At 68.6% G+C, this 18244-nt stretch carries 44 protein-coding genes; 1 reads left to right on the plus strand and 43 read right to left on the minus strand.

Annotated elements, in window-relative coordinates; genetic code table 11:
* Positions 1-112: 112 nt before the first annotated feature.
* The 6 genes from ACTWPW_RS00440 to ACTWPW_RS00465 form a co-directional block, all read right to left on the minus strand.
* Positions 113-346, minus strand: coding sequence for a hypothetical protein (locus ACTWPW_RS00440; RefSeq protein WP_443167591.1), 234 nt, complete (start codon positions 344-346; stop codon positions 113-115).
* A 9-nt stretch (positions 347-355) separates the two neighbouring features.
* A complete protein-coding gene (locus ACTWPW_RS00445; RefSeq protein WP_443167592.1) occupies positions 356-1906 on the minus strand; it encodes a hypothetical protein in 1551 nt (516 codons plus the stop codon).
* Entirely contained in the window at positions 1863-2285 is a 423-nt protein-coding gene (locus ACTWPW_RS00450; RefSeq protein ID WP_443167593.1) for a terminase small subunit, read from the minus strand. The genes ACTWPW_RS00445 and ACTWPW_RS00450 overlap by 44 nt, the downstream gene beginning before the upstream one ends.
* Before the next feature lie 281 nt (positions 2286-2566).
* Positions 2567-2983 carry a hypothetical protein gene (locus tag ACTWPW_RS00455; RefSeq protein ID WP_443167594.1) on the minus strand — a complete coding sequence of 139 codons (417 nt, stop codon included), beginning with the start codon at positions 2981-2983 and terminating at the stop codon, positions 2567-2569.
* Positions 2984-3086: 103 nt separating this feature from the next.
* Complete coding sequence (locus tag ACTWPW_RS00460) at positions 3087-3365, minus strand: hypothetical protein (protein ID WP_443167595.1); 279 nt, start codon at positions 3363-3365, stop codon at positions 3087-3089.
* A gap of 58 nt (positions 3366-3423) precedes the next feature.
* A complete protein-coding gene (locus ACTWPW_RS00465; protein WP_443167596.1) occupies positions 3424-3717 on the minus strand; it encodes a hypothetical protein in 294 nt (97 codons plus the stop codon).
* 65 nt (positions 3718-3782) lie between these two features.
* Here ACTWPW_RS00465 and ACTWPW_RS00470 point away from each other — a divergent pair, with 65 nt between their 5' ends.
* Positions 3783-4265: a hypothetical protein gene (locus ACTWPW_RS00470; RefSeq protein WP_443167597.1), complete on the plus strand. Its 483-nt coding sequence runs from the start codon at positions 3783-3785 to the stop codon at positions 4263-4265.
* Here ACTWPW_RS00470 and ACTWPW_RS00475 read toward each other — a convergent pair.
* The 37 genes from ACTWPW_RS00475 to ACTWPW_RS00655 form a co-directional block, all read right to left on the minus strand.
* Positions 4253-4756: a hypothetical protein gene (locus ACTWPW_RS00475; RefSeq protein WP_443167598.1), complete on the minus strand. Its 504-nt coding sequence runs from the start codon at positions 4754-4756 to the stop codon at positions 4253-4255. The genes ACTWPW_RS00470 and ACTWPW_RS00475 overlap by 13 nt on opposite strands.
* Positions 4757-4758: 2 nt before the next feature.
* Positions 4759-5022 (minus strand): hypothetical protein, encoded by a 264-nt coding sequence (locus ACTWPW_RS00480; protein WP_443167599.1) that lies wholly within the window; start codon positions 5020-5022, stop codon positions 4759-4761.
* A 23-nt stretch (positions 5023-5045) separates the two neighbouring features.
* Entirely contained in the window at positions 5046-5285 is a 240-nt protein-coding gene (locus tag ACTWPW_RS00485; RefSeq protein ID WP_443167600.1) for a hypothetical protein, read from the minus strand.
* Entirely contained in the window at positions 5282-5473 is a 192-nt protein-coding gene (locus tag ACTWPW_RS00490) for a hypothetical protein (protein ID WP_443167601.1), read from the minus strand. Before ACTWPW_RS00490 ends, ACTWPW_RS00485 begins: the two co-directional genes overlap by 4 nt.
* 43 nt (positions 5474-5516) lie before the next feature.
* On the minus strand, positions 5517-5750 hold the full coding sequence (locus ACTWPW_RS00495; RefSeq protein WP_443167602.1) for a hypothetical protein: 234 nt from the start codon (positions 5748-5750) through the stop codon (positions 5517-5519).
* A 113-nt stretch (positions 5751-5863) separates the two neighbouring features.
* A complete protein-coding gene (locus ACTWPW_RS00500) occupies positions 5864-6088 on the minus strand; it encodes a hypothetical protein (RefSeq protein WP_443167603.1) in 225 nt (74 codons plus the stop codon).
* Positions 6089-6130: 42 nt separating this feature from the next.
* The gene (locus ACTWPW_RS00505; protein ID WP_443167604.1) at positions 6131-6610 is read right to left on the minus strand and encodes a DUF6941 family protein; all 480 of its coding nucleotides are present in this window, start codon (positions 6608-6610) and stop codon (positions 6131-6133) included.
* Positions 6607-7008: a helix-turn-helix domain-containing protein gene (locus ACTWPW_RS00510; protein WP_443167605.1), complete on the minus strand. Its 402-nt coding sequence runs from the start codon at positions 7006-7008 to the stop codon at positions 6607-6609. The genes ACTWPW_RS00505 and ACTWPW_RS00510 overlap by 4 nt, the downstream gene beginning before the upstream one ends.
* Before the next feature lie 26 nt (positions 7009-7034).
* Positions 7035-7397, minus strand: a complete 363-nt coding sequence (locus ACTWPW_RS00515) for a hypothetical protein (protein WP_443167606.1) — start codon at positions 7395-7397, stop codon at positions 7035-7037.
* A gap of 276 nt (positions 7398-7673) precedes the next feature.
* Positions 7674-7913 carry a hypothetical protein gene (locus ACTWPW_RS00520; protein ID WP_443167607.1) on the minus strand — a complete coding sequence of 80 codons (240 nt, stop codon included), beginning with the start codon at positions 7911-7913 and terminating at the stop codon, positions 7674-7676.
* Complete coding sequence (locus ACTWPW_RS00525; RefSeq protein WP_443167608.1) at positions 7910-8191, minus strand: hypothetical protein; 282 nt, start codon at positions 8189-8191, stop codon at positions 7910-7912. Before ACTWPW_RS00525 ends, ACTWPW_RS00520 begins: the two co-directional genes overlap by 4 nt.
* Positions 8188-8577 (minus strand): hypothetical protein, encoded by a 390-nt coding sequence (locus ACTWPW_RS00530; RefSeq protein WP_443167609.1) that lies wholly within the window; start codon positions 8575-8577, stop codon positions 8188-8190. The genes ACTWPW_RS00525 and ACTWPW_RS00530 overlap by 4 nt, the downstream gene beginning before the upstream one ends.
* On the minus strand, positions 8574-8837 hold the full coding sequence (locus ACTWPW_RS00535; RefSeq protein ID WP_443167610.1) for a hypothetical protein: 264 nt from the start codon (positions 8835-8837) through the stop codon (positions 8574-8576). Before ACTWPW_RS00535 ends, ACTWPW_RS00530 begins: the two co-directional genes overlap by 4 nt.
* A complete protein-coding gene (locus tag ACTWPW_RS00540; RefSeq protein WP_443167611.1) occupies positions 8834-9229 on the minus strand; it encodes a DUF6221 family protein in 396 nt (131 codons plus the stop codon). Before ACTWPW_RS00540 ends, ACTWPW_RS00535 begins: the two co-directional genes overlap by 4 nt.
* A complete protein-coding gene (locus tag ACTWPW_RS00545; RefSeq protein ID WP_443167612.1) occupies positions 9219-9542 on the minus strand; it encodes a hypothetical protein in 324 nt (107 codons plus the stop codon). The genes ACTWPW_RS00540 and ACTWPW_RS00545 overlap by 11 nt, the downstream gene beginning before the upstream one ends.
* A complete protein-coding gene (locus tag ACTWPW_RS00550; protein ID WP_443167613.1) occupies positions 9542-10093 on the minus strand; it encodes a hypothetical protein in 552 nt (183 codons plus the stop codon). The genes ACTWPW_RS00545 and ACTWPW_RS00550 overlap by 1 nt, the downstream gene beginning before the upstream one ends.
* Positions 10090-10317, minus strand: a complete 228-nt coding sequence (locus ACTWPW_RS00555; protein ID WP_443167614.1) for a hypothetical protein — start codon at positions 10315-10317, stop codon at positions 10090-10092. Before ACTWPW_RS00555 ends, ACTWPW_RS00550 begins: the two co-directional genes overlap by 4 nt.
* A complete protein-coding gene (locus tag ACTWPW_RS00560) occupies positions 10314-10556 on the minus strand; it encodes a hypothetical protein (protein WP_443167615.1) in 243 nt (80 codons plus the stop codon). Before ACTWPW_RS00560 ends, ACTWPW_RS00555 begins: the two co-directional genes overlap by 4 nt.
* Complete coding sequence (locus tag ACTWPW_RS00565; protein ID WP_443167616.1) at positions 10553-11125, minus strand: hypothetical protein; 573 nt, start codon at positions 11123-11125, stop codon at positions 10553-10555. Before ACTWPW_RS00565 ends, ACTWPW_RS00560 begins: the two co-directional genes overlap by 4 nt.
* On the minus strand, positions 11122-11763 hold the full coding sequence (locus ACTWPW_RS00570) for a hypothetical protein (RefSeq protein ID WP_443167617.1): 642 nt from the start codon (positions 11761-11763) through the stop codon (positions 11122-11124). Before ACTWPW_RS00570 ends, ACTWPW_RS00565 begins: the two co-directional genes overlap by 4 nt.
* A 39-nt stretch (positions 11764-11802) precedes the next feature.
* Positions 11803-12222 carry a hypothetical protein gene (locus ACTWPW_RS00575; protein WP_443167618.1) on the minus strand — a complete coding sequence of 140 codons (420 nt, stop codon included), beginning with the start codon at positions 12220-12222 and terminating at the stop codon, positions 11803-11805.
* Positions 12219-12545, minus strand: coding sequence for a hypothetical protein (locus ACTWPW_RS00580; RefSeq protein ID WP_443167619.1), 327 nt, complete (start codon positions 12543-12545; stop codon positions 12219-12221). Before ACTWPW_RS00580 ends, ACTWPW_RS00575 begins: the two co-directional genes overlap by 4 nt.
* Complete coding sequence (locus ACTWPW_RS00585) at positions 12542-13258, minus strand: hypothetical protein (protein ID WP_443167620.1); 717 nt, start codon at positions 13256-13258, stop codon at positions 12542-12544. The genes ACTWPW_RS00580 and ACTWPW_RS00585 overlap by 4 nt, the downstream gene beginning before the upstream one ends.
* 105 nt (positions 13259-13363) lie before the next feature.
* Positions 13364-13732 carry a hypothetical protein gene (locus ACTWPW_RS00590; RefSeq protein ID WP_443167621.1) on the minus strand — a complete coding sequence of 123 codons (369 nt, stop codon included), beginning with the start codon at positions 13730-13732 and terminating at the stop codon, positions 13364-13366.
* The gene (locus ACTWPW_RS00595; RefSeq protein ID WP_443167622.1) at positions 13729-13923 is read right to left on the minus strand and encodes a hypothetical protein; all 195 of its coding nucleotides are present in this window, start codon (positions 13921-13923) and stop codon (positions 13729-13731) included. The genes ACTWPW_RS00590 and ACTWPW_RS00595 overlap by 4 nt, the downstream gene beginning before the upstream one ends.
* Complete coding sequence (locus ACTWPW_RS00600) at positions 13920-14171, minus strand: hypothetical protein (protein WP_443167623.1); 252 nt, start codon at positions 14169-14171, stop codon at positions 13920-13922. The genes ACTWPW_RS00595 and ACTWPW_RS00600 overlap by 4 nt, the downstream gene beginning before the upstream one ends.
* Entirely contained in the window at positions 14153-14395 is a 243-nt protein-coding gene (locus tag ACTWPW_RS00605) for a hypothetical protein (RefSeq protein ID WP_443167624.1), read from the minus strand. Before ACTWPW_RS00605 ends, ACTWPW_RS00600 begins: the two co-directional genes overlap by 19 nt.
* 6 nt (positions 14396-14401) lie before the next feature.
* A complete protein-coding gene (locus ACTWPW_RS00610; protein WP_443167625.1) occupies positions 14402-14839 on the minus strand; it encodes a hypothetical protein in 438 nt (145 codons plus the stop codon).
* Positions 14832-15326 carry a winged helix-turn-helix domain-containing protein gene (locus ACTWPW_RS00615; RefSeq protein WP_443167626.1) on the minus strand — a complete coding sequence of 165 codons (495 nt, stop codon included), beginning with the start codon at positions 15324-15326 and terminating at the stop codon, positions 14832-14834. Before ACTWPW_RS00615 ends, ACTWPW_RS00610 begins: the two co-directional genes overlap by 8 nt.
* Entirely contained in the window at positions 15326-15559 is a 234-nt protein-coding gene (locus ACTWPW_RS00620) for a hypothetical protein (protein WP_443167627.1), read from the minus strand. The genes ACTWPW_RS00615 and ACTWPW_RS00620 overlap by 1 nt, the downstream gene beginning before the upstream one ends.
* Positions 15552-16028 (minus strand): hypothetical protein, encoded by a 477-nt coding sequence (locus tag ACTWPW_RS00625; protein ID WP_443167628.1) that lies wholly within the window; start codon positions 16026-16028, stop codon positions 15552-15554. Before ACTWPW_RS00625 ends, ACTWPW_RS00620 begins: the two co-directional genes overlap by 8 nt.
* Positions 16018-16152, minus strand: coding sequence for a hypothetical protein (locus ACTWPW_RS00630; RefSeq protein ID WP_443167629.1), 135 nt, complete (start codon positions 16150-16152; stop codon positions 16018-16020). The genes ACTWPW_RS00625 and ACTWPW_RS00630 overlap by 11 nt, the downstream gene beginning before the upstream one ends.
* Before the next feature lie 88 nt (positions 16153-16240).
* Positions 16241-16732: a hypothetical protein gene (locus tag ACTWPW_RS00635; RefSeq protein WP_443167630.1), complete on the minus strand. Its 492-nt coding sequence runs from the start codon at positions 16730-16732 to the stop codon at positions 16241-16243.
* Positions 16725-17309, minus strand: coding sequence for a hypothetical protein (locus tag ACTWPW_RS00640; RefSeq protein ID WP_443167631.1), 585 nt, complete (start codon positions 17307-17309; stop codon positions 16725-16727). The genes ACTWPW_RS00635 and ACTWPW_RS00640 overlap by 8 nt, the downstream gene beginning before the upstream one ends.
* The gene (locus ACTWPW_RS00645; RefSeq protein ID WP_443167632.1) at positions 17302-17496 is read right to left on the minus strand and encodes a DUF397 domain-containing protein; all 195 of its coding nucleotides are present in this window, start codon (positions 17494-17496) and stop codon (positions 17302-17304) included. Before ACTWPW_RS00645 ends, ACTWPW_RS00640 begins: the two co-directional genes overlap by 8 nt.
* Complete coding sequence (locus tag ACTWPW_RS00650; RefSeq protein WP_443167633.1) at positions 17493-18044, minus strand: hypothetical protein; 552 nt, start codon at positions 18042-18044, stop codon at positions 17493-17495. The genes ACTWPW_RS00645 and ACTWPW_RS00650 overlap by 4 nt, the downstream gene beginning before the upstream one ends.
* Entirely contained in the window at positions 18023-18232 is a 210-nt protein-coding gene (locus ACTWPW_RS00655; RefSeq protein WP_443167634.1) for a helix-turn-helix domain-containing protein, read from the minus strand. The genes ACTWPW_RS00650 and ACTWPW_RS00655 overlap by 22 nt, the downstream gene beginning before the upstream one ends.
* Positions 18233-18244 lie beyond the last annotated feature (12 nt).

The raw sequence follows: 18244 nt of genomic DNA on the forward strand, positions 1-18244 counted from the left end.
ATGAACGGCCACCTCAGCCGATCGAGATCCCAGAACGGCGGCTCAGACCAGCTCTTACGGGCACGCTGGCGCCGGCCGCGAGCCTCCGCCGCGACCCGATCGAGCAGACCCATCAGGAGCCGGAACCACCCTCAGCACGCGGCCGGCCGGCGTCACGCCACCCGGCCACCGCGGCAACCCACAACATCGTCGCGCCGAGCACCAGCGTGCGCAGACACCAGGCGACCCCGTACGGAATCGCCAGCGCCAGCGTGCCCAGCACCCGCAGCAGAGCGAGCAGGCCCTTACGGACATCCACCCGCCTGGCCTCCTGAGTGATCCGCTCCAGCGGCACCGTCAACGCCATCCGACCCTCCTACGCGTAGACCGCGAACGGCATGACCGGCGGCGGTTCCTCGATGTGGCCCTTGGTCGCGAACCCCCAGGCCGCGTTCGTGGCCGCGATCAGCGGGCTGCTCTCCGTTGTGGCCGCGACCGCGTCCCACGCCTTCGCCGTCGTGAGCGACCTCGTCGCCGAGCCTGCAGCGGCCACGTCCAGGGCCGGGTGCGGGATGTACCTCAGTGTCGGCTCGCCCTCCTCGGGCATCACGGCATCGACGAACTGACCGTAGGCGGCCGCCACGTCACGCGCCGACGGCTTGGTGACGTCCAGCCCTTTGGCCTCCAGATCGGCGATCAGCGACCCTGCCGGGCCGCCAGCATCGACCACCCACGCGCACGGGTTCCAGCGCTCATCCAGCTGCTTGGCCCGGTCGGGCACCCACTGAGTGCCCATCCGGTAGTCGACGATTTCGACGTGCAGCAACCCGTCAGCGCGCTTTCCCACCACGGCGATCGCCGCCCACGAGCGATCCATCGCCACATGAATCGCGAACGATGGGCGGCCCACCAGCTCCGAGTGCTCGTCGGCCAGCGCCCGCCACTTCGCCTCCGGGATGACCGCCCACTCCGGACGCAGGTCCGGCACGTGCTGGCACAGCACCTCGGTACGGAAGATTGGCTCCGGGTCCGTGGACAGCGCCGACGCGATCGCATCCTCGGTGATCGTGTAACCGAGCGAGGGGTTCGCCTGCGCCCACGCGTCCCGGTCCTGCAGTCGGCAGTCCGCGGTGTGCTTCTTGTCCGGCCGGCCGCACGTGCATTGAACGTCGTCGGGTGCGCTCCACTCGAAGTGCCCGAGGGAGGATTCCGCCCCCTGGTCGGCGGTGCCGCGGCCCTGCTCTTGCAGATCGTTGAGCACCACGCTCTTGTCGTCGCCCGCGTTGGAGTAGCACCAGATCTGCGCGTTCGCCCGCGCCATCGTCGTCTTCGTGACCGCGCCCCATGCGTCCCAGCTCTGGTGCTCGCGCAGCTCGTCCAGGTTCACGTCATCGCCGGACAAGCCGCGGCCCCCTCGGCGAGTGGCCGCCTTGATCTTCCAGCGGGAGCCGTTCGCCAGCTTGAGCGACTTCTTGCCGTTCGTCTTGTCTACGGCCTTGATCTCGCCCGCCAGCTCCGGCGTGCCCTCGGCGATCTCGACAGCCTTGTCCCAGGACTCCTCTGCGGTGTCCAGATCCTGCGCGGTGCCGATCACGAGCGGCACCTGCAACACGAACATCTTCCAGAGGTTCTTGAGCTCGACCAGCGACGTCTTGCCGTTCTGGCGAGCGACCATCACCAGGACGATCCGGAAGCGGAAGCCGCCATCTGGGCGTAGCTCCAGCGCATGAATCAGCAGCCAGCGCTGCCAGAGCAGAGGCCGGATGCCCACCACCTCAGTGGCGAAGTCCACCGCCGAGAAGCCGAGGCTGGTGGCAGGGGTCAGCGCGCACCCGCACCCGCACGGGCCCGGCCGCCCGGTGACGAGCGGAGGGGTGAAGATCCTAGGCGTCGTCCGCCCGAGCAGCGGCGGCGCGTAGCTGCGCAAGGCGACTCCCCACGGGCTTGTCTTCCTTCATCGCCTTCCGAGCTGCCGGGGTCCCGCCCAGATCGCGGAGCACGCCCTGAAGCTGCGGCCCGAGCCAGCCCACCGTCTTGGTCACGTCGCACATCGCCTCAAGGGCCTTCAGCCGCTTCAGCGCACTCATGTCGTCGGAGAGGTCCCGGCGGAGCTCGTCGAGCTGCTCGGCACGGTCGATCGCCTTCTCGATCTCCTCGGCCTGACGAAGAGCCAGCGTCTTCATCGCCTGGTCGGTCGGGGTGAGCCAGTCCATCGCATCGACGGCCGCCTTCACGGCGTCACGCAGGTCAGGCGCCCGCTCCCGAGGCTGGCCCGTCGGCACCGAGGCGAGCTTGCGACGAGTCATCAGCACCTCCGTTACGGAACGTGGCGAGGACTCCAGTCACACACCGTCATGTCGATCAAGGCTAGGGCGGTCACCCATTGTGAGGGGGTACGGGGAGTGGCGGGGGGAGAAAAACGGCGATCGGGCGCGGATCACCTCTTGATCGTTGATCTTGCGTGCCGAGGGTGCCCCCCTGCCCCTGACCTGCGGTTATGCGGGATCGATTCTGGCCTGGGTTCGTCACCCGTTGTGATGTGATTGATCATTGTTACTCAACGTAACGATCATCTTGTCACGTATTGTCACCATGACCGTGAGGACCTGGGTGGTGGGGTGCACTGGGGGTGACGGGGGCGGGCGCCACCCTGGGGGGCGGTACCCCTGGCCTGTCCCCTGTTCCCCTGTCCCGCCTGGTTGTACCAGCGGGTGGCCACGCCCTTGGCCGAGGGTGGTCGTTCCTCTGCGATGCGCTGCATGACCACGTCTCGACCTGGGTCGATGACGACGATCTCTGCGTTGTGCTCGGCGTACGTGGTTAGCCATTCGGGCTTGGGCATGGAGTGGATGACGTAGACGTCGGTGGTGTGCACGTGGCGTAGTGCTTCCCGGATGGCGGCGGTGCGGGCTCGGAAGGCGACCTGGCGTACGGCCTCGGGGTGGTCGTGGGGGTTGCCCTGATGTGGCCCCGAGAGAGCCCCTGCCAGGAGGTCGTAGTCCACGACTACGTCCCCCCTTTTGGCCCTCCCCCGTACCCATGTTGACTTGCCCCCGGCTGGAGGACCAGTCACCACGTACAGCACCCTAATCTCCGAGTGGACTGGGTTATCCGAAGTCTTCGAGAAGCTGATCAAGTGGATCCCGCTTCGCGTCCGCCTTCAGCCACTCTGGCAGTTGGGCGTACGTCTGGTGCTGCGCGTTGTAGACGTCGTTGGCGTCGTCGGCGCACAGGTCGATCCAGTCGCCCGGCTTCATGTCCTGCCCGGCGAACCGTCCGCGCGCGAGCGCGATGAACGCGGTCTGGGCGCGCTTGCCGCAACTAGGGCGGATGCAGTCGTGGACCTCGTCATGAACGCGATGGTCGATCATCTGCGCCTCGTTCATCGCCCCATTGTCGCAGCCCTGAGACTCCGGTCAGAGGCAGATTGCGAGGAAGTGCGCTTCACCAGGCGCGGGATGATCGGGGGGCGGAGGGTAGTTCCCGATCCCCCTTGCTCTGGTTGCAGGCCCGGCCGCACACGGGGCAGCGGTACCAGGTGCCGTGCGCGCGACGCAGGTAGCGCAGGTCGCAGGGGTCGAGGCCGAGGGCTTCGAGCTTCTTCAGCGACGGCACGTGGTCTGCCTCGTTCGCGTTTCCGCTGTGCGTGCAGATGTGGCACACGTCGGGCGCGGTGAGCAGCAGCATGGCCCTGGCCTTGCGCCAGCGGTAGCCGCTGCGGCCGTGGCTGCGTGGCATGGCGTTCCGAATCGTTGTGCGGTTGGGCCTGGTGCGGGCGGCGTGGACCGTTGCACGATGCCCGCATGAAGCTGGTGCTGGCCGTGGCGGGAGTGACGCTCGTGGTCTTAGCGGCGGTGGCCGCCCTGTTCATCGTCATCTCGCCTGGAACCGAGGCCGATCCTCCCGCGCCACTGATTCCGACGTCTCCGGCGCAGGTCGCGCCGCCTCCGGCGTTGCTCGATGTGAGCGGCAGGGTCGTCTTGAAGACATGGCCGGATCAGGTCGAGTACGGCGACTATCCCGCCTGCTCTGGCGAGGGCGAGTTCGCGGACATCCGGCAGCACACGCCGGTCGTCGTCACTGACGCGTCGGGGAAGACGATCGGCGTGGGGAAGCTCGGCACCGGCGTGCACAGGGAGGAGGGGTGTGTGTTCCGGTGGGCGCTGGCGGTTGCCCCTGGCCACGACTTCTACGGGGTAGAGGTGGCGCACCGCGGCCTGTCGAAGTACAGCGCCGCGCAGATGAACTTGCCGGTTGAGTTGGTGTTGGGCGATCAGGCGGGCTGAGGTTCGGGGCCGTCGCCTCGCCGTCTGTCGTACTCCCTGATGGCGTCGACCACCTTGCGCCCCACGTCGCCGGGGTCGGCTCCTGGGTCCACGGTGACGCCGAACTTGGGCGGTTCCTCGACGCCAGACCGGCAGGTGTCCGAGATGAGTCCGCCCGGGGCGAACTGGGCGCAAACCTCGGGCGCCTGCTCCGGGACGCTGTCCACGATCGGGATGGCGAAGCGATGTCTGGCGGGTTGGCTGTCAGGCTGCCAGGCGCCGTCCCAGAATCGGCCCCCGTCCTTCAGGGCGTACACCTCGGCGTAGACAGCATGCGGCTCGATACGCAGGCCACGGAGGTGCTGAACGTCGAGGCCCAGCGCTTCGATCAGCTCGGCGATGCGGGCCCGTGGGACGGTCTTCGGCACGCCGGGGATCCACCCGTCACAGCCGGTCGGCTCGTGCGCGACGTTCACCGTGCCGCCCGTGGCGGGCTGTTCCTGGTCGCTCAACGTCACACCCTCGGCGGCCAGGTCCACTGGCCCGGCTCATCACCAGGTCCAACGTTGAACTCAGGGAAGCCACCCGACGCGCCCGGGGTGAACACCCACAGGTGTACGTGGTGGTCGCTGTCGAGTGCCGGGACGTCTCCGGAGGCGATGCCGTCGGGGTCGAGGCTGTCGACGGTGCCGGTGACGATCGCAGCGCGCATGGCCATGCGGCCCTGCTTGCCTCGATAGTGGACGATCCGCCCGAGGGTGGGCTTGGGGATGTGCATGCCGACCATGGTTACGGCTCCGCTCAGAGGATGTTGAAGACGATGTGCGGCAGGAACCACACGACGAAGAGGATCAGCACGCCGACGAACACGGGCACCGAGATCCGGCGGTGAAGCGACGGCGGGGTGATGCCGAGCCAGCGCCGGATGTTCTCGGACAGGGTGTCGCCGTCGCGCCGGTTGGCCAGGGCGATGGTCTCCAGGACGGCGAACCCGGCCGCGGCGGTGATCAGCCAGACGATCCACATCCATTCGGGGATCATGAGGTGCCTCCGCAGTCGCATTCGCAGGATCCGCCGTGCCGCCACACGCCGGTGCAGCGGCATTCCTTGCCGCCGTGGGAGGTGCAGCCGCTCCCCCACTCCTTGAGGCACAGGCGGCTGGTCTGGCGGCGGCTCTTGGCGGGCACGACCGGCTTGACTGGCTTGCCGGACGGGCGAAAGCGCGCCATGGCCACCTCCCAGGGTTGGGTGTTGCTGGGAGGTGGGTGGGAGTTAGTCCCGGGTGGCCTTCACCCTGCGGTAGTCCTCGCCGTGCACCTTCTCGACCTGGTGCTCGGGCAGCCACACCTCGCGCGGAGGTTCGAGGCCGCCTCGGAATCCGGGCGCATCTTCGACGATCTCCACGAGCGCCCACCATTCGCCGTTCGCGCGGCGGTGCCACTGCAGTAGGCCGCCGGCCTTGACGTGGTGATCTTTCAGGCGGACGGAGGGTGGCAGGTCGGACATGCGGCGAGCATACCCAGCGCTCGAACGCTCATTCGAGTGGGGTCACCTTGGAAGGTCCAGATACGACAAAACCCGGCAAATCGCCGGGTCTTGGGATCACTGTCTACGCCGAATTATGCGGCCTTAAATGCTCCAAGGTCAACGCGTACACGCATCACCACGGCATGAGCTTCCTGCAGGGCACTTGGGTCGTACGTCGGGAGCGGACGGCCACGGCGGCCAGTACGGCGCACATCCACGGCCGGAATCTCGAACAGATCCACCATGGCGCGCACCTCTGCAGCGGTCAAGGCGGGATGAAGCAAGGCGGCCGCATCGTCAACAGTCCAGCTGTCCACACCACCATGATGTCCTGCGCCAACAGGGCACGCGCTGCTCAACTACTGGGACGCCGCCGACAGCTTTTCTGACTGCGACTGCGCACCCTTCGCCGGAGGCTGCGTGCGGACTGCGAACTGCACAGACGCGACCTTGTCGTCGTTCGCTTCCAGAACCCATTCGTAGCTACGGCCACCTTCCAGCGGCAACGGCGGGATTGGGATAGCGAAGCTGAAGCTGAGTGGAACCTGCATCCCGGCCCGCTCTACGCCCTCTGTGCTGGGTGCAATCTCGCCTCGGAAGGAGAGCGCCTCATCGTTGTCGAGGAAGGGACGGACCGGCTGTCCGGCATCATCTAGTAGGCGCACAGAGAAGCGGATCTTCTCTGGCACCTCCTCCCATGGAATCCGCAGGAAGCCGGTGACGGCCGACATCGGGACGACCGGCCCCGTCACTGACCAGCCCGCTCCGAGCGCGTTGATCTTCCCGGTCGCTGCATCGGTGCTTGCGGCGTCGCTTAGAACGAGGAAAGCCTGTATCACGATGCGGCCCTCTTCAGCTCCAGCGCTCCTGCTCCCCGTGTTGGGGCCGAGCCTATGGTGCCCGTTGCGCCCTGAATAACCATCTGGGCTGATGTCGAAGTGGTGCCTGTGACTGCGCCTGGCACCTTCACCGCATGGCAGACCTCGGCGCCGATCGCGAATGCATAGCGGCGGATCGTGGACATGCGTGGATCGCCACCGACTCGTTCGAAGTCGGATACGGCTGGCTGGCTGCGGCCCATCTTCTCGGCAACGTCGGCTTGGGTCAGGCCGAGTCGCTTTCGCATTGCAACCAGGGTTTCGATGAGACGCATGTCTCGCTCAACGGCTGCGCTCTCACGCTGAACCTCGGGATCGTCGGGGTCGATACCGAGCAGCGCGGCGATGTCGCGGTCCATGCCCACCTCCACTTATCGGGTTTACCCTATATTCTGCGCTGCCATTCCGCCAGCCGCTCTCTGGCGCTTGCGATAGCCCGGTCCTGGGCCCCGTTGCTCCCCTTCTTGTGGAACTTGAGGCCCAGCAGAAGGTGCTCCCCGTCTGTGAGAACTGCGTAGTACAGGCGATACTCGTTGCCTCCGTAACTGAGGCGGGCTTCGTTGAGCCCCTTGCCGAGCGTTCCCACGTCTCGATCAAGCACCTCTCCGTGCTCGATCCGCCACATGAGGTGGCTGAGCTCGATGAGTGGCGGTTTGCCCTGCAGGACCTCGCGGATCTCTTTCCTAACGAGGTCGGCCCCGGCAGGGGTGGAGTAGAACCGCCACGTAGCTTTGGATCGGTCCTCCACGGGCCACCCCTCTACCGCCAGTCACAGCGCCATTGCTGGCTTACGAATGTACCGGCAATGACCGACAGGATCACATGTGCACAAGGCCGTGTACGTATGTCGGACTTGCCGCCAGGCATGTAACCTGCGTCAACGCAACCCGCTAGAAGTTGTGTCTACTGCCTCGCAAGCCTCTCAGAAGTTCGTGCGCGCAGTGCGGGCAGACGCTGATCTCCTCCGGGCAGGCGTCCGTCGGCTCGTGCGGCCATGGGGCCATCACCTGCACGTTCGGGTCGGTCACCACAGCCAGCTCACCTCTTCGATCGCCTCACGACTGCAGCCGCCGATCTTCGCTGCCACCCGCCAGCGAACCTCTCGGATCGTTCCACGCACCCACGCACGGACCCGCTGCCGCCTGGTGGGCGGTGGCGGTGCCGGCCGGGTGTCGGGGATCAGCCCAAGGTCCATCGCCATCTCCTCGGAGATCGGGATGTGGGCGCTCATCTTCTTGACCTCGAACTCGTCGGGCAGGCTCACGGCGTCGCCCCTTCCGTCACGGTCTTGATCAGCTCGCCGAACTTGATGAACTGGTCGCCGTTGCAGTGGTGCATTACGACGGGTGGGCGCTCGTCGCCGGCGAAGGGGAAGTCGCCGTCGTGCCACACGTAGACGTCCACGCAGCGCGCGTCGAAGACGATCACGGCATGCGCGGTGTAGCCGCCCATCTGCGGGTACCAGCAGGCCACGCCTCGCGTGTCGGCGTCGAGTGACACCCAGGCATGGCTACTGCACTCCTCGTGCGTCGGCTCTCTCACAGCGTCCCCTCCTTCCAGCACGCGTCTGTGCAGTCCTCGCCGTCGTGCGGATACCCGACTTCGTGGAAGGCGTCCCAGTCTTCGATCATGCGCAGCGCCGAGGCGTACCAGCGACCCTTGTCCGTAAGCCACGCGGTGTCGATGCTCGATCCATGACCGAGAAGGTCCGCCTCATCGAGAGCCGACATGATCAGGTGGTGCGCCCCGGGGTTGCCGAGCAGCGTCTTCACGAGCGGCACCCAGCCATGCTCGTCATCGGCGATGAGGACCAGCACGTCGCGCACGAGCTCGTAAGCAGCTTCCGGTGTCCCGCAGCCGCACAGGCTGAGGTCCCCGTAGAAGAGCTTGTAGGCGTGATCGAGCACCACCTGAGGTAGGTCGCTCACGGGCGCCACTCCTCCGGCAGGTTGGTGCGCACCCAGTGGTCGCAGGCCGCGCAGAGGTCGAGCCAGCGCGGCCCGGCCTCCGGCTTGGTCTTGGACCTCGCGATGTAGGCGCACATGGCGCGCTGGCCGCATCTCAGACAGGGGTGGATCTCGTCGCGCTGCCGGTGCTCGATGTGGCTGCCGTCGGCGTGCTCGGGAGCCGGGGGCAGCAGGGTGGGGTTGACGGCGAGGAGGGTCAGCATTCCCTCGGCAGCGCTCACGGCCGCCACTCCTTCCGGTACGCGCGGTGGCTGGCGTACGGCAGCGCGAGCAGGCGCACAGTGGCGCACGGCACGCCGTGTTTGTTGCTGCACGTCGTACAGACTTCGTACTTGACGCGGGTCATCTCCGGGCCGATGCCGTAGCTCTGCTCCATGGCGTGCTCGTCGAGAACCCGCCGCTTGGCCGCGATCTCCGCCAGCATTCGCCCGGAGGTGAAGGTGCCAATGAAGATGCCGAACACCGCGCGGGCGTCGTCGAGCGGCCGGGACCTGACGAGGTCCTCGTACAGCTCCATCCAGGTGTCCCCCGAGATGCCGTCAGCCTCGCGGGCGATCTTCTCCTCTTCGTCGAGGCGTGCCCGCAGGAAGGCGGTCAGGTCGTCACTCGCCACGGTCGCGCATCTCCATCTCGTAGTCCTCGCGGTTCCTCACCACGAGCTCCAGCTCGCTGACCCGCTTGTCCAGCGCCACCACGCGGGATACGAGCGTCCACCACACCTCCGAGGTCACCCGGTCCGTGACCGGCGCGCCCAGCAGCAGGCACGCCTCGACGATGCGGAGCGCTTCCTCCTCGGTGTGGGTGGCGTTCGAGGAGGAAAACCACCAGCGGTCCCCGGTCTGGTGGCCGTGCTCGCGCAGGGCCGCGCGCAATTCCTCCTCGCGCTTGCGTCTGGCCGCAGCCTCTGCGGGCGGCTCGAACGGCATCAGTCCTCCTCGTAGCTGACGCCAGCGAGGATCCGGCCTGCCCGCTCGATCCGGGCCGTCTTCTCTCTCAGTGAGGTCAGCTCTCTGCGCAGCGCCTCGTTCTCCTCGCGCAGGCCGGCCACGGCCCGGTCGGCGTTGATGGCGGCGTCGGCGAGCGCCACGAGGTCCATGCGCACGACGTCGCCGTTCGGCCGGAGGACCTCGACCACATCGCCGAGGAAGGTCGCAGGCTCGCCGCGCTCGGGGTCGGGCGGCGGGCCGTAGACGGGGTTGGTGCTGGGCATGACGCTCTCTCTCGTGGTGGTGGCGTGGTCGAGGTCGGCGAGCAGGCGGCGAAGGTCCGTCGCGGCGTGCTGCAGGAACGCCGAGATGGCGTTGCGCTGGGCGACGCAGTCCTCGTCATGCGGCTCCGGACGCCAGCTGGTCTGCAGCATGACCGGCCCGATCCGCAGCCAGTCGCCGTAGTACTCCTCGGCGTCCTCTCGCCGCGTCCGGCTCCAGTCGATGTGGCCGACGGCGGCCAGGCGCTGCCGGATGTCGTCGTGGCTCATCTCTCCTCGCATCCGCAGGTGGCGTCGTGGCTGGCGTGGATATGGTCGTTATCGTCGAGGCGGATCGTGAGGCGGGGTGTGGGGACTACCCGGCAGCGCGGGCACCGGCCGTACTCCAGCAGGCGCTCCTGCTCGCTGCGTTCGTCCAGCTCGACCAGCTGGCGGACGCCAGCCGCGTCGAGGCGTGCCCGGAGGGCGGCCTTCATGCCCTCGACCGGGCTCACCGGGCCTCCGTCCCGGGCGCCAGCGTGAGACCGGCCTCCGCCATGAAGTCCTCAAGGCTGATCGACCCGTCCAGATCGTCGCCGTGCCTGAACCTCGCAATCTGGGTGCCGTGCGGCGAATCGACGGTGCCGACGCCCCAGCGGTACCGCAGGTAGTAGTACCGGCCGCCGGCATCCCAGGCGTCCCACTGCGACGGGCAGGCCCAGCAGGTCTGGACGACCTTGGCCAGGACGATCATGACGCCTCCGAGCGCGGGAAGTCCCGTCGCTTGATCTTCGCCCGACGGCCGTCCGGGTGGTGCCAGACCAGGCCCTCGTTCGACCACTCCATGAGCCACGCCGCCAGCCCGTCATAGTCGCGCGGCGCACGCTTCGCTGCCTCGCGCAGGCTCAGCGGCGCCCAGCCGTGCTCCATGAGCACGTGCGCCTCGAAGCCGTCCGGGTTGCCGTTCACCTTCGGCCCGAGCAGCTCGTACGTCCCCGGCCTGAGTCGGTGGGAGATGTTCAGCGCCTCGGCGTGCCAGCGCGCGAACCCGTTCTGCTCGAGCGGCTCCCAGCCCATGATCTTGCCGGTCTCCTCGTCGGTGCCGACCGGCCGGAACCACTTCGGCGGCAGCTTGCCCGGCTTCACCTCGCGGCGCGCCCACCATTCGCCCTGGTCGTCGAGCTTCACGCAGACGCCGTCCCACTTCACGGTGGCCTCGCCCTCACCGGCGAACACCCAGGCGCATTCGGGGTTCGGCTCGCGGGTAACGTACTTCGGGTTGCCGTCCCAGTCCCTCAGGAAGATGGTCGGGATCTTCTTCATGGCGCCTCCTGGCTGCCGTAGTGGTAGATCGCTCGCCCGTCGGCCCACGTCAGCACCGGGGTTCCGTCGAGCTGATTCTTGTCGATGCGTCCGCGGGGCCGCTCGCCCTTTTCGTCGACGCACTTCGCGTTGGAGCAGACGACGCGCCCGGACTCCTGGGCGAGCCGGATCGAGTACGTCTTGCAGTACGGGCAGGCGGGCGGCAGCTGCCCCTTGGGCACGTGGATCGGGATCCACTTCTCCGACTCGCCGATGTCGCGGATCTGCCAGGCCTGCTCAATCCACCGGTCGAGCCGGCCGCGGGCGTCCCGGGCCATGTCGTCGTCGACGCCGTGCACGAGCCGCACGATGGAGTCGAGCGCCGCGGTGGTGTTGCCGTTGCTGCCGCCCCGGCCCGCTCCCGTGTGGCCGGTCACGTGGTAGCGCAGGTCGTCTTCCAGTTCGCGCACGCCGGCGTGGATGACGAGCAGCATCGGGCCGGCCTCTGGGTGCCATGGTGCTGGTGACCCGGTGACCTTGTGGTGTTGGGTGCTGCCCTTGGTGGCGTCGGCGACGGGCTCGGGCAGCAGCTGCTCCAGGCGGGGCAGTATCTGCTTGATCTCGGTGACGAGTTCGGGGATCTCTTCGGCTGGGGTCAACCGGCACCTCCTCAGGGTGGACGACAGTCATGGCGGGCCTCAGAACGGCGCTTCGGTGGACAGCCGGGTCCAGGGCGAGCCGGATACGTCCCGCACCCACACTGGTTGCTCATCGGCCAGGGCGTCGTCCGCCTCCCCGTAGCTGATCAGTTCGGCGTCGGCATGGGGCTCGCGCCCGTCGGTGACGGTGTACTCCTGCCATCGGTTCGCGCGGAGCCGCTCCAGCTCAGCGAGCGCGGTGCGCAGCTCGGAGGTGAGTTGAGGTACAGCCCAGAGCGCGTTCGCGGTGTTCGGGCCGACGGGGTTCGGCCCGCGCTGCCACTCAGGCAGGGACGCCTCGTAGGCGGCGTCGATCGCGTCGAGGTCGAGCGGCTCCGGGTCCGGCTCGGTCGGCTCGCGGTAGTCGTCGCGGAGTTCTTCGGTGGTCCACTCGCGGCCGTTTTCGTCTTCGATGATCATGCTCTGCCTCTCTTCCGATATCGAATGCGTTGCCAGAGGGTGGCGGGCCGCCACGTCACGCCGATCGCGTGGCCGCCGTCGTGTACGGGCCACTCGCCGGCCCAGTCGCACGCGTCGCAAGCGTCGCCGATGCGCCAGAGAGCGCCGCACGGGCACCGCCACAGGTCGCCGAGGCGGCCGTCGGGCAGCTGGCTGTGGACCACGGCGGCCTGGGCGGTGGGTTGCGGCGGGTCTGCGCTCATCGACGGCAGCCGGTAGAGGACGTCGCGCATCGGCGGCGTGCAGGTGTGCGAGGCCGGGGCCGCCCGCCGTACCCAGGTCATGGGCCGATCTCCTGCGCCTCGCAGTAGGCGCGGGCGTCGGCCAGGCTTTCACCGAGGGGGCCGTACCAGGCGGGGTTGTCGTCGGGCTCGTCTTCGAGGTCGAGCGCCACGCGCAGGTCCGCTCCTCCGTTGTGGTCCTCCGCGCCGATGGTGACGTGGACCCCGGCGGCGATGAGCCAGTGCAGGTCGGCGAGGGCCGCCTCAGCCTGGTCGGCGCGGCCCTCGGCCGCCTGCCGGGCTTCGTGGGGGGTGAGCTTGCCGACGCGCTGGAGGACGAACGCGAACCGCTCGACCTCGCCGGCGAGCTTGACTTCCATCTCGACGTAGTTCTCGGCGTCGCCGATCATCTCGCGGGCGGCGTGCACCCACACGGCGACAATTTCTCTGGGCGGGATGAGGTTGAGCTCGAGCTTGCCGTCCTCCACGGTGAGGCTGCGCATCAGGGTCTGGTCGGCTAGGGCCTCCGCGTCGGTAGTGATGCGGCGCTCCAGCTCGGCGCGGAGTTCGTGGGCCTCGGCGCGGGCCTGCTCGGCGCGCTCCTTCCAGTCGGTGTTCGTCCAGACGTGCGTCTCATCCCGGCTGGCCTGGGCGGCGCGCAGCCGGTCCAGCTCGCGGTCCTTCGCCTGAAACGCGATCGCGATGGCCACGAACTCCGGCCCGTCCACGAGCTCGGCGAGCTCCGGGTACCGCTGGCGCAGGTGTTCGTCGTTCACGGTGCTCCTATCCCTCGTAGGCGGGGTTGGCGTGGTCGGTGATCCATGCCTCGTACGCCGGGTCGTGGTGCTCGGGGTCGTTGTGGTCCGGGATGGGGTCGGGCGTCACCGGATCTCCAGCTCGATTGGGGTGGGCACGCTGATGCTGGCCACGTAGGGCAGGAACAGCGTCCGGTACGGCTCCCGCTGGGCAGCGCGGAACCGGGCCTCGAACTCCGCCAGGCGCTCGGCGTCCACGTCCTTGCCGAACGAGATCACCATCTGCGGGCGGTCGAACCAGGCCGACGTGCCGCAGCCGTTGCAGATCCCGAGCCCCGGCGGGTGGCAGAGACAGGGCGTCTCAATCACGTCCTCGTGCGGGCAGGCCAGGAACTCGGCGGGCAGCTGGGCATCGCAGTCGGGGCAGAGCGCGGCGAGGACCTCGCCCGTCACGACCGACTCGACCGGCACTGCCTCCGCGTGCGCGCACCTCATACGGCCTTCACCACCACGTACTCCTTGGTGAAGCGGTTCTCCAAGGTGTCCTCGTTCTCCCTGCGACGCACCTCCCGCATGGCGGACTTGTAGCGCCAGTACTTCGGCCACGAGTACAGGTAGCGGGACATCTCCTTGGTCTTGAGGTCATCCCAGTAGGTGATGCTCAAGATCTGCCAGCGTTGGATCACAGGTCCTCCTTGCTGCTGGCGAGCCCCTTGCGGAGGCGCCCGGCCAGCGCTGCCGTCACGACTCCGACTGGAGCCACGAGCGCGGCGGTCGCGGCGAACCGCCAGTCGCCCACCCAGATCGCGGCCAGCAGCAGCCCGAACACGAGCACACTGGCGGCGCGCGCAGCCCAGGTCGCGCGGGTGACGATCCTCTCGGCCTGGCGGCGCTGCTCAGGGGTGAGCTGCGCGGTCATGACGCGGGCCTGCATTCGGTCTCGCCGTCGTCCAGCTCGGCGTCGTCGGCCTTCGCCCAGGCGGCGTTGCCGGAGATGACGATGCGCCACCCTTCCGGGAAGTGCGGGATCTCGGCGTCCTGGCCGTCGGGGACCATGACCATGCCGCCGGTGTAGTTCTGCAGGACGTAACGGCAGCGGGAGCACTCTTGGTAGAGGCCGCCCATCCGCGGCGGGCCTGCGATGTGGACAGTGGTCATGGTTCCTCAGCAGTGGAAAAGCAGGTGGCGGTGGGTGTCGGGGTGGTCGCGGCAGGGGCTGGGGTTCGGGTCCCCGTTGGGGAACGGGTCGCCGGCCAGCTCCCACCGCGTGCTGATGCCGGTGGGGTGGGCCACGTTGAGGCGGCCTGTCGCTTCGTCGTTGGTAACGCTGGTGCACACCGTCGCGACGCACAGGCCGACCGTGATGACGGTGAACGACTCCGGCACCGGCGCCTTGTCTGCCTGCTTGACGGCTTCGCAGGCAGCGATCAGCGCGCTGATGAGCGGCAGGGCGTGAGCCGCCCTGGCCTGTTGCGCGATCCGCTTCAGCCGGTCGAAGTCCACGCCGTCGGCGAGCTGCCTGACGTAGTCCGCGGCGACGGGCAGGACGGTGCGCAGGTACTCGGCGTCGGCCTCCGCCTTCTCAGCAACTGCGTCAGCCATGGAGGCTCCCCGGGAGTGCGGCCATGTCGATGTCGCCCTCGAACAGCAGTACCTCGGACAGTCGAAGCTGGTCCCGCAGGGCGGAGGCTGTGGCGGCGGCGCGTTCGGACACCTCGCCGCAGTTGCCGATGGCGAGCACATCGCCCGGCCGGACGATGATGATGCGGGTGGAGGAGACGAACTCGACCGTGCCTGCCTCCATCCGGAACCCGATGCCGCGGACGGTGGTCACGTAGTGCGGGTTCTTGCGGTCGTCGGGGATCAGCCGGCGCAGGCCTAGGACGTGCATGTCGAGCGTCTTTGTGTCTCCCGTCCACTTCGCGCCCCAGACGTCCCGCATGATCTTCGCGCGGGTCATGACCTGTCCCTCGTTGGTGGCGAGGTAGACGAGCAGGTTGAACTGGAGGCGGGGTAGCGCGAGCGCCCGATCACCGCGCCATGCGCGCCGCCCCTCCATGTCGATGCGGATCTTGGGCAGGTCAGCCATCACGCACCTCCCTGGATGCCGACGATGATCTGGGCCGCGTCGTGGTCGTGCGCGTGCCCGTTCTCGAACGCCCACTCAGCGACGTCCATGGGGTACCGGAGGTCGTGGTAGCCGATCACGACGTCGTGGCCGTCCTGGCGTGCGGTGTGCAGGGTGTCGCCGGGCCGGGTCGCTTCGGTCGCTACGGCGGCGGCCGACTCGGCGCTGATGCAGTGCAGGCGAATCTCAGGCATCCACGACACCTCCCAGCAGGCGGAACCGCTCGGGGTAGAGGCGGGCGGTGGCCTGCGCCATGAGCGCGTTCTGGATGCCGTGGACGTGGGCCAGGAGCTCTCTCATGTCGTTGGCTCGGGTGGGTCCGTCGCCGACCACCTGCCCGAGCTTCTCGGCGAGCCGGATCGTGAGATCAATTGAGGCGAGCTCGGCGGCGGTGAAGCAGTCGTCGCCCTCCTGGTCCTCGATAGCTTCCATGTGCTCGGCGCGCTCGCGGGCGAGCTGGGCGTACACGCTGGACGGCACGGGCGCCAGCATGGGGTGAGCCTCCAGGTAGGCGGCGAACGCCCGCATTCCCTCCGCCATGAGAGCGGGCGCGGCAGCCCTGACGGCGGCCTCGGCCAGCAGGGTGTCGTTGCCGTTGAGCAGGTGGTGCTCCATCGCCGTCTCGGCGGCGGCCACTGCCGCGCGGGGCAGGTCAGTCGTCATCGTCGCCTCCGCAGCACTCGGCGACCCAGCCGCCCTCGCCATCGGCGCGGATCTGGTCGCCCTCATCGAACGACGCGCCGCAGGCGCATTCGCCGGGGTAGCCGGCGTGGAACCAGGGACCCATGGATTTCCTCTCGGGGGTCGGGTCGGGAACGTTCCTGCAGTGCGCGCACTGCAACTTGATTAGTTCGGTTAGGTCGCAGCGAGGCTCATCAGACATCGGCCACCTCCCTGCAGCAGGGCCGGTCGGTGGCCGGGCATCCGTTCAGGCAGTAGGCGCACCCGCGCTCGATGCAGTGGTCACCGCTCTCATCGGTCTCGCAGTCGACGGCGAAGCAGCGGCAGCAGTCCGGCCGCGGCTGGCCGTCGCTGATGCCGCTGACGGCTCGGGCGGTCTTGGTCGCGTACGAGTAGGCCAGCGCGCCGCGCGGCTCCAGCCCCTCCTGCGCGAGGAGCGTGGCCATGACCTCCAGCAGCGTGCGCAGCGGGCCGCGGGCGTTGAGCAGCGCCACCATGAGCACGGCCAGGCCCTCGCTGCCCGCGTCGAACCAGTCGCAGGCCTTGCACACGATCGCGGGCTCGTCGTGGCCGGCGCAGACCCGCACGAACGTCCCGTCGACCACAGCGGCCACGGCGTACGGGTCGTAGGCGTCGCGCAGCCACAACGCGGCGGCCCGCATCTCCTTGACGGGCTGGTCAGCCACGGTCGGCCTCCAGCGCTTCCAGCATCACGTGGACGGCCTGCTCGGCGAACACGCCGTCGAGGTCAGGCCACGCTTCCAACAGCGCCCGCTCGGCGCGCTCCCGACGGGCGTCACGGGCGGCATCCGGAAGGAGGTCGCGCAGCGCCTGACCCCACGAGGTGAACCGCACCCCGCGGTCGTCCAGATAGGCCACCGCCGGGGGCTTGCGGTTCGTGATGAGCAGGGCGTCCCTCCGCGTCCAGAAGGTCAGCAGCCCACTTCCCTCGCAATCCCCGCACGGGTCCTCCACGTCCCAGGCGCCGGGCTGACCGTCGATCGGCTCGGCGCGCCCACCCGCCCCCAGGCATCGGCCGCACGTATCGTCCGTAGCGACGTCGAACCCGCACCCTGCCAACCACTCGGCGGCCTCGCCCGCGCTGCGGGTGGTGTGCACGAAGACGGCGTAGTGCTCCATCAGCGCCCGCAGCCCGTCGAGCGCTCCGGCTATCGGGGCGTCGTAGATGGTGCCGTCGTGCCACCCCTGCGAGTAGCGGTGGATGACGCCGTCGAAGTCCACCGCGATCGTCTTGTCAGCCACCGAGGCGCTTCCGGTCGAACTGCCCGTTGCGGACGCCCGCGAGGAACGCGTCCCACTCCGGGCCGGTGAACTGCAGGACAGGGCCGTCCTGATGCTTGCTGTCCCGCACGGCCACGCCTTGATCGGTCGGGGCGACCTCGACGCAGTTGCTGTTGCCGTAGCTGAAGGTGCTCTTACGGAAGTTCATGATCGGTCCTTGATCGCGGCGAGCGCCTGACTCAGCTCGCCGGGGTCCTCGGTGGCCAGCGCGCCGTGCACCGCCTCGAGGAGGGTGTGGGCCCAGGTGAGCTCGCCGGTCATGGCGGCCGCGGTGGCGTCGGCGCGGGCATCCTTGGAGAGGTCGGCCCAGCCGTCCGGGTCGGTGCCGTCCGGATGGCCGGGCCCGAGTCCCCAGCGGTGAGTGTGCGCGTCGATCGCCGCGGCGATGTCGGGGAGCACGCCCGGATCAGGGTCGGGGGCGGCTTCCTCGCCGAGCACGACGCCCTCATACTCGACCGGCTCCGGCGCGGGGGTCTCGCCGAGGCGTAGGGCCAGGGCGCGGTGGGCGGCCTGCCAGATCAGCCACGGCGTCATGACGGTGAACGCCTGGCCGTCGTCTGTGAGGACGCCGAGGCGGACGAAGTGCTTGACGCCGACCGGCTCGACGGGCGTGAGGACGCCGACGCGCTTCAGGTCGCCGCCCGCGCCCTTGTAGTCGTCCCAGTCGTCGGGGCTCAGGTCGAGTTCGAGGCGCACGCGTCCTCCTTGGGGGTTGCGGTGATCTCGTAGCCGAGAAAGTCGGCGAGCCGGAGGAAGTAGCCGAGGCCGGGAGTGCGCAGGCCGTTCTCCCAGGAGCAGAGCGTCACCTGGGCAACGCCGATCTCCTCGGCGACGTGCATCTGCGAGAGGCCCAGTTCGAGGCGGCGGTTGCGGAAGGCCGTCATGAAGCAGCGGAT

It is taken from the genome of Nonomuraea sp. KM90 (assembly GCF_052246675.1).
Classification (GTDB): Bacteria; Actinomycetota; Actinomycetes; order Streptosporangiales; family Streptosporangiaceae; genus Nonomuraea.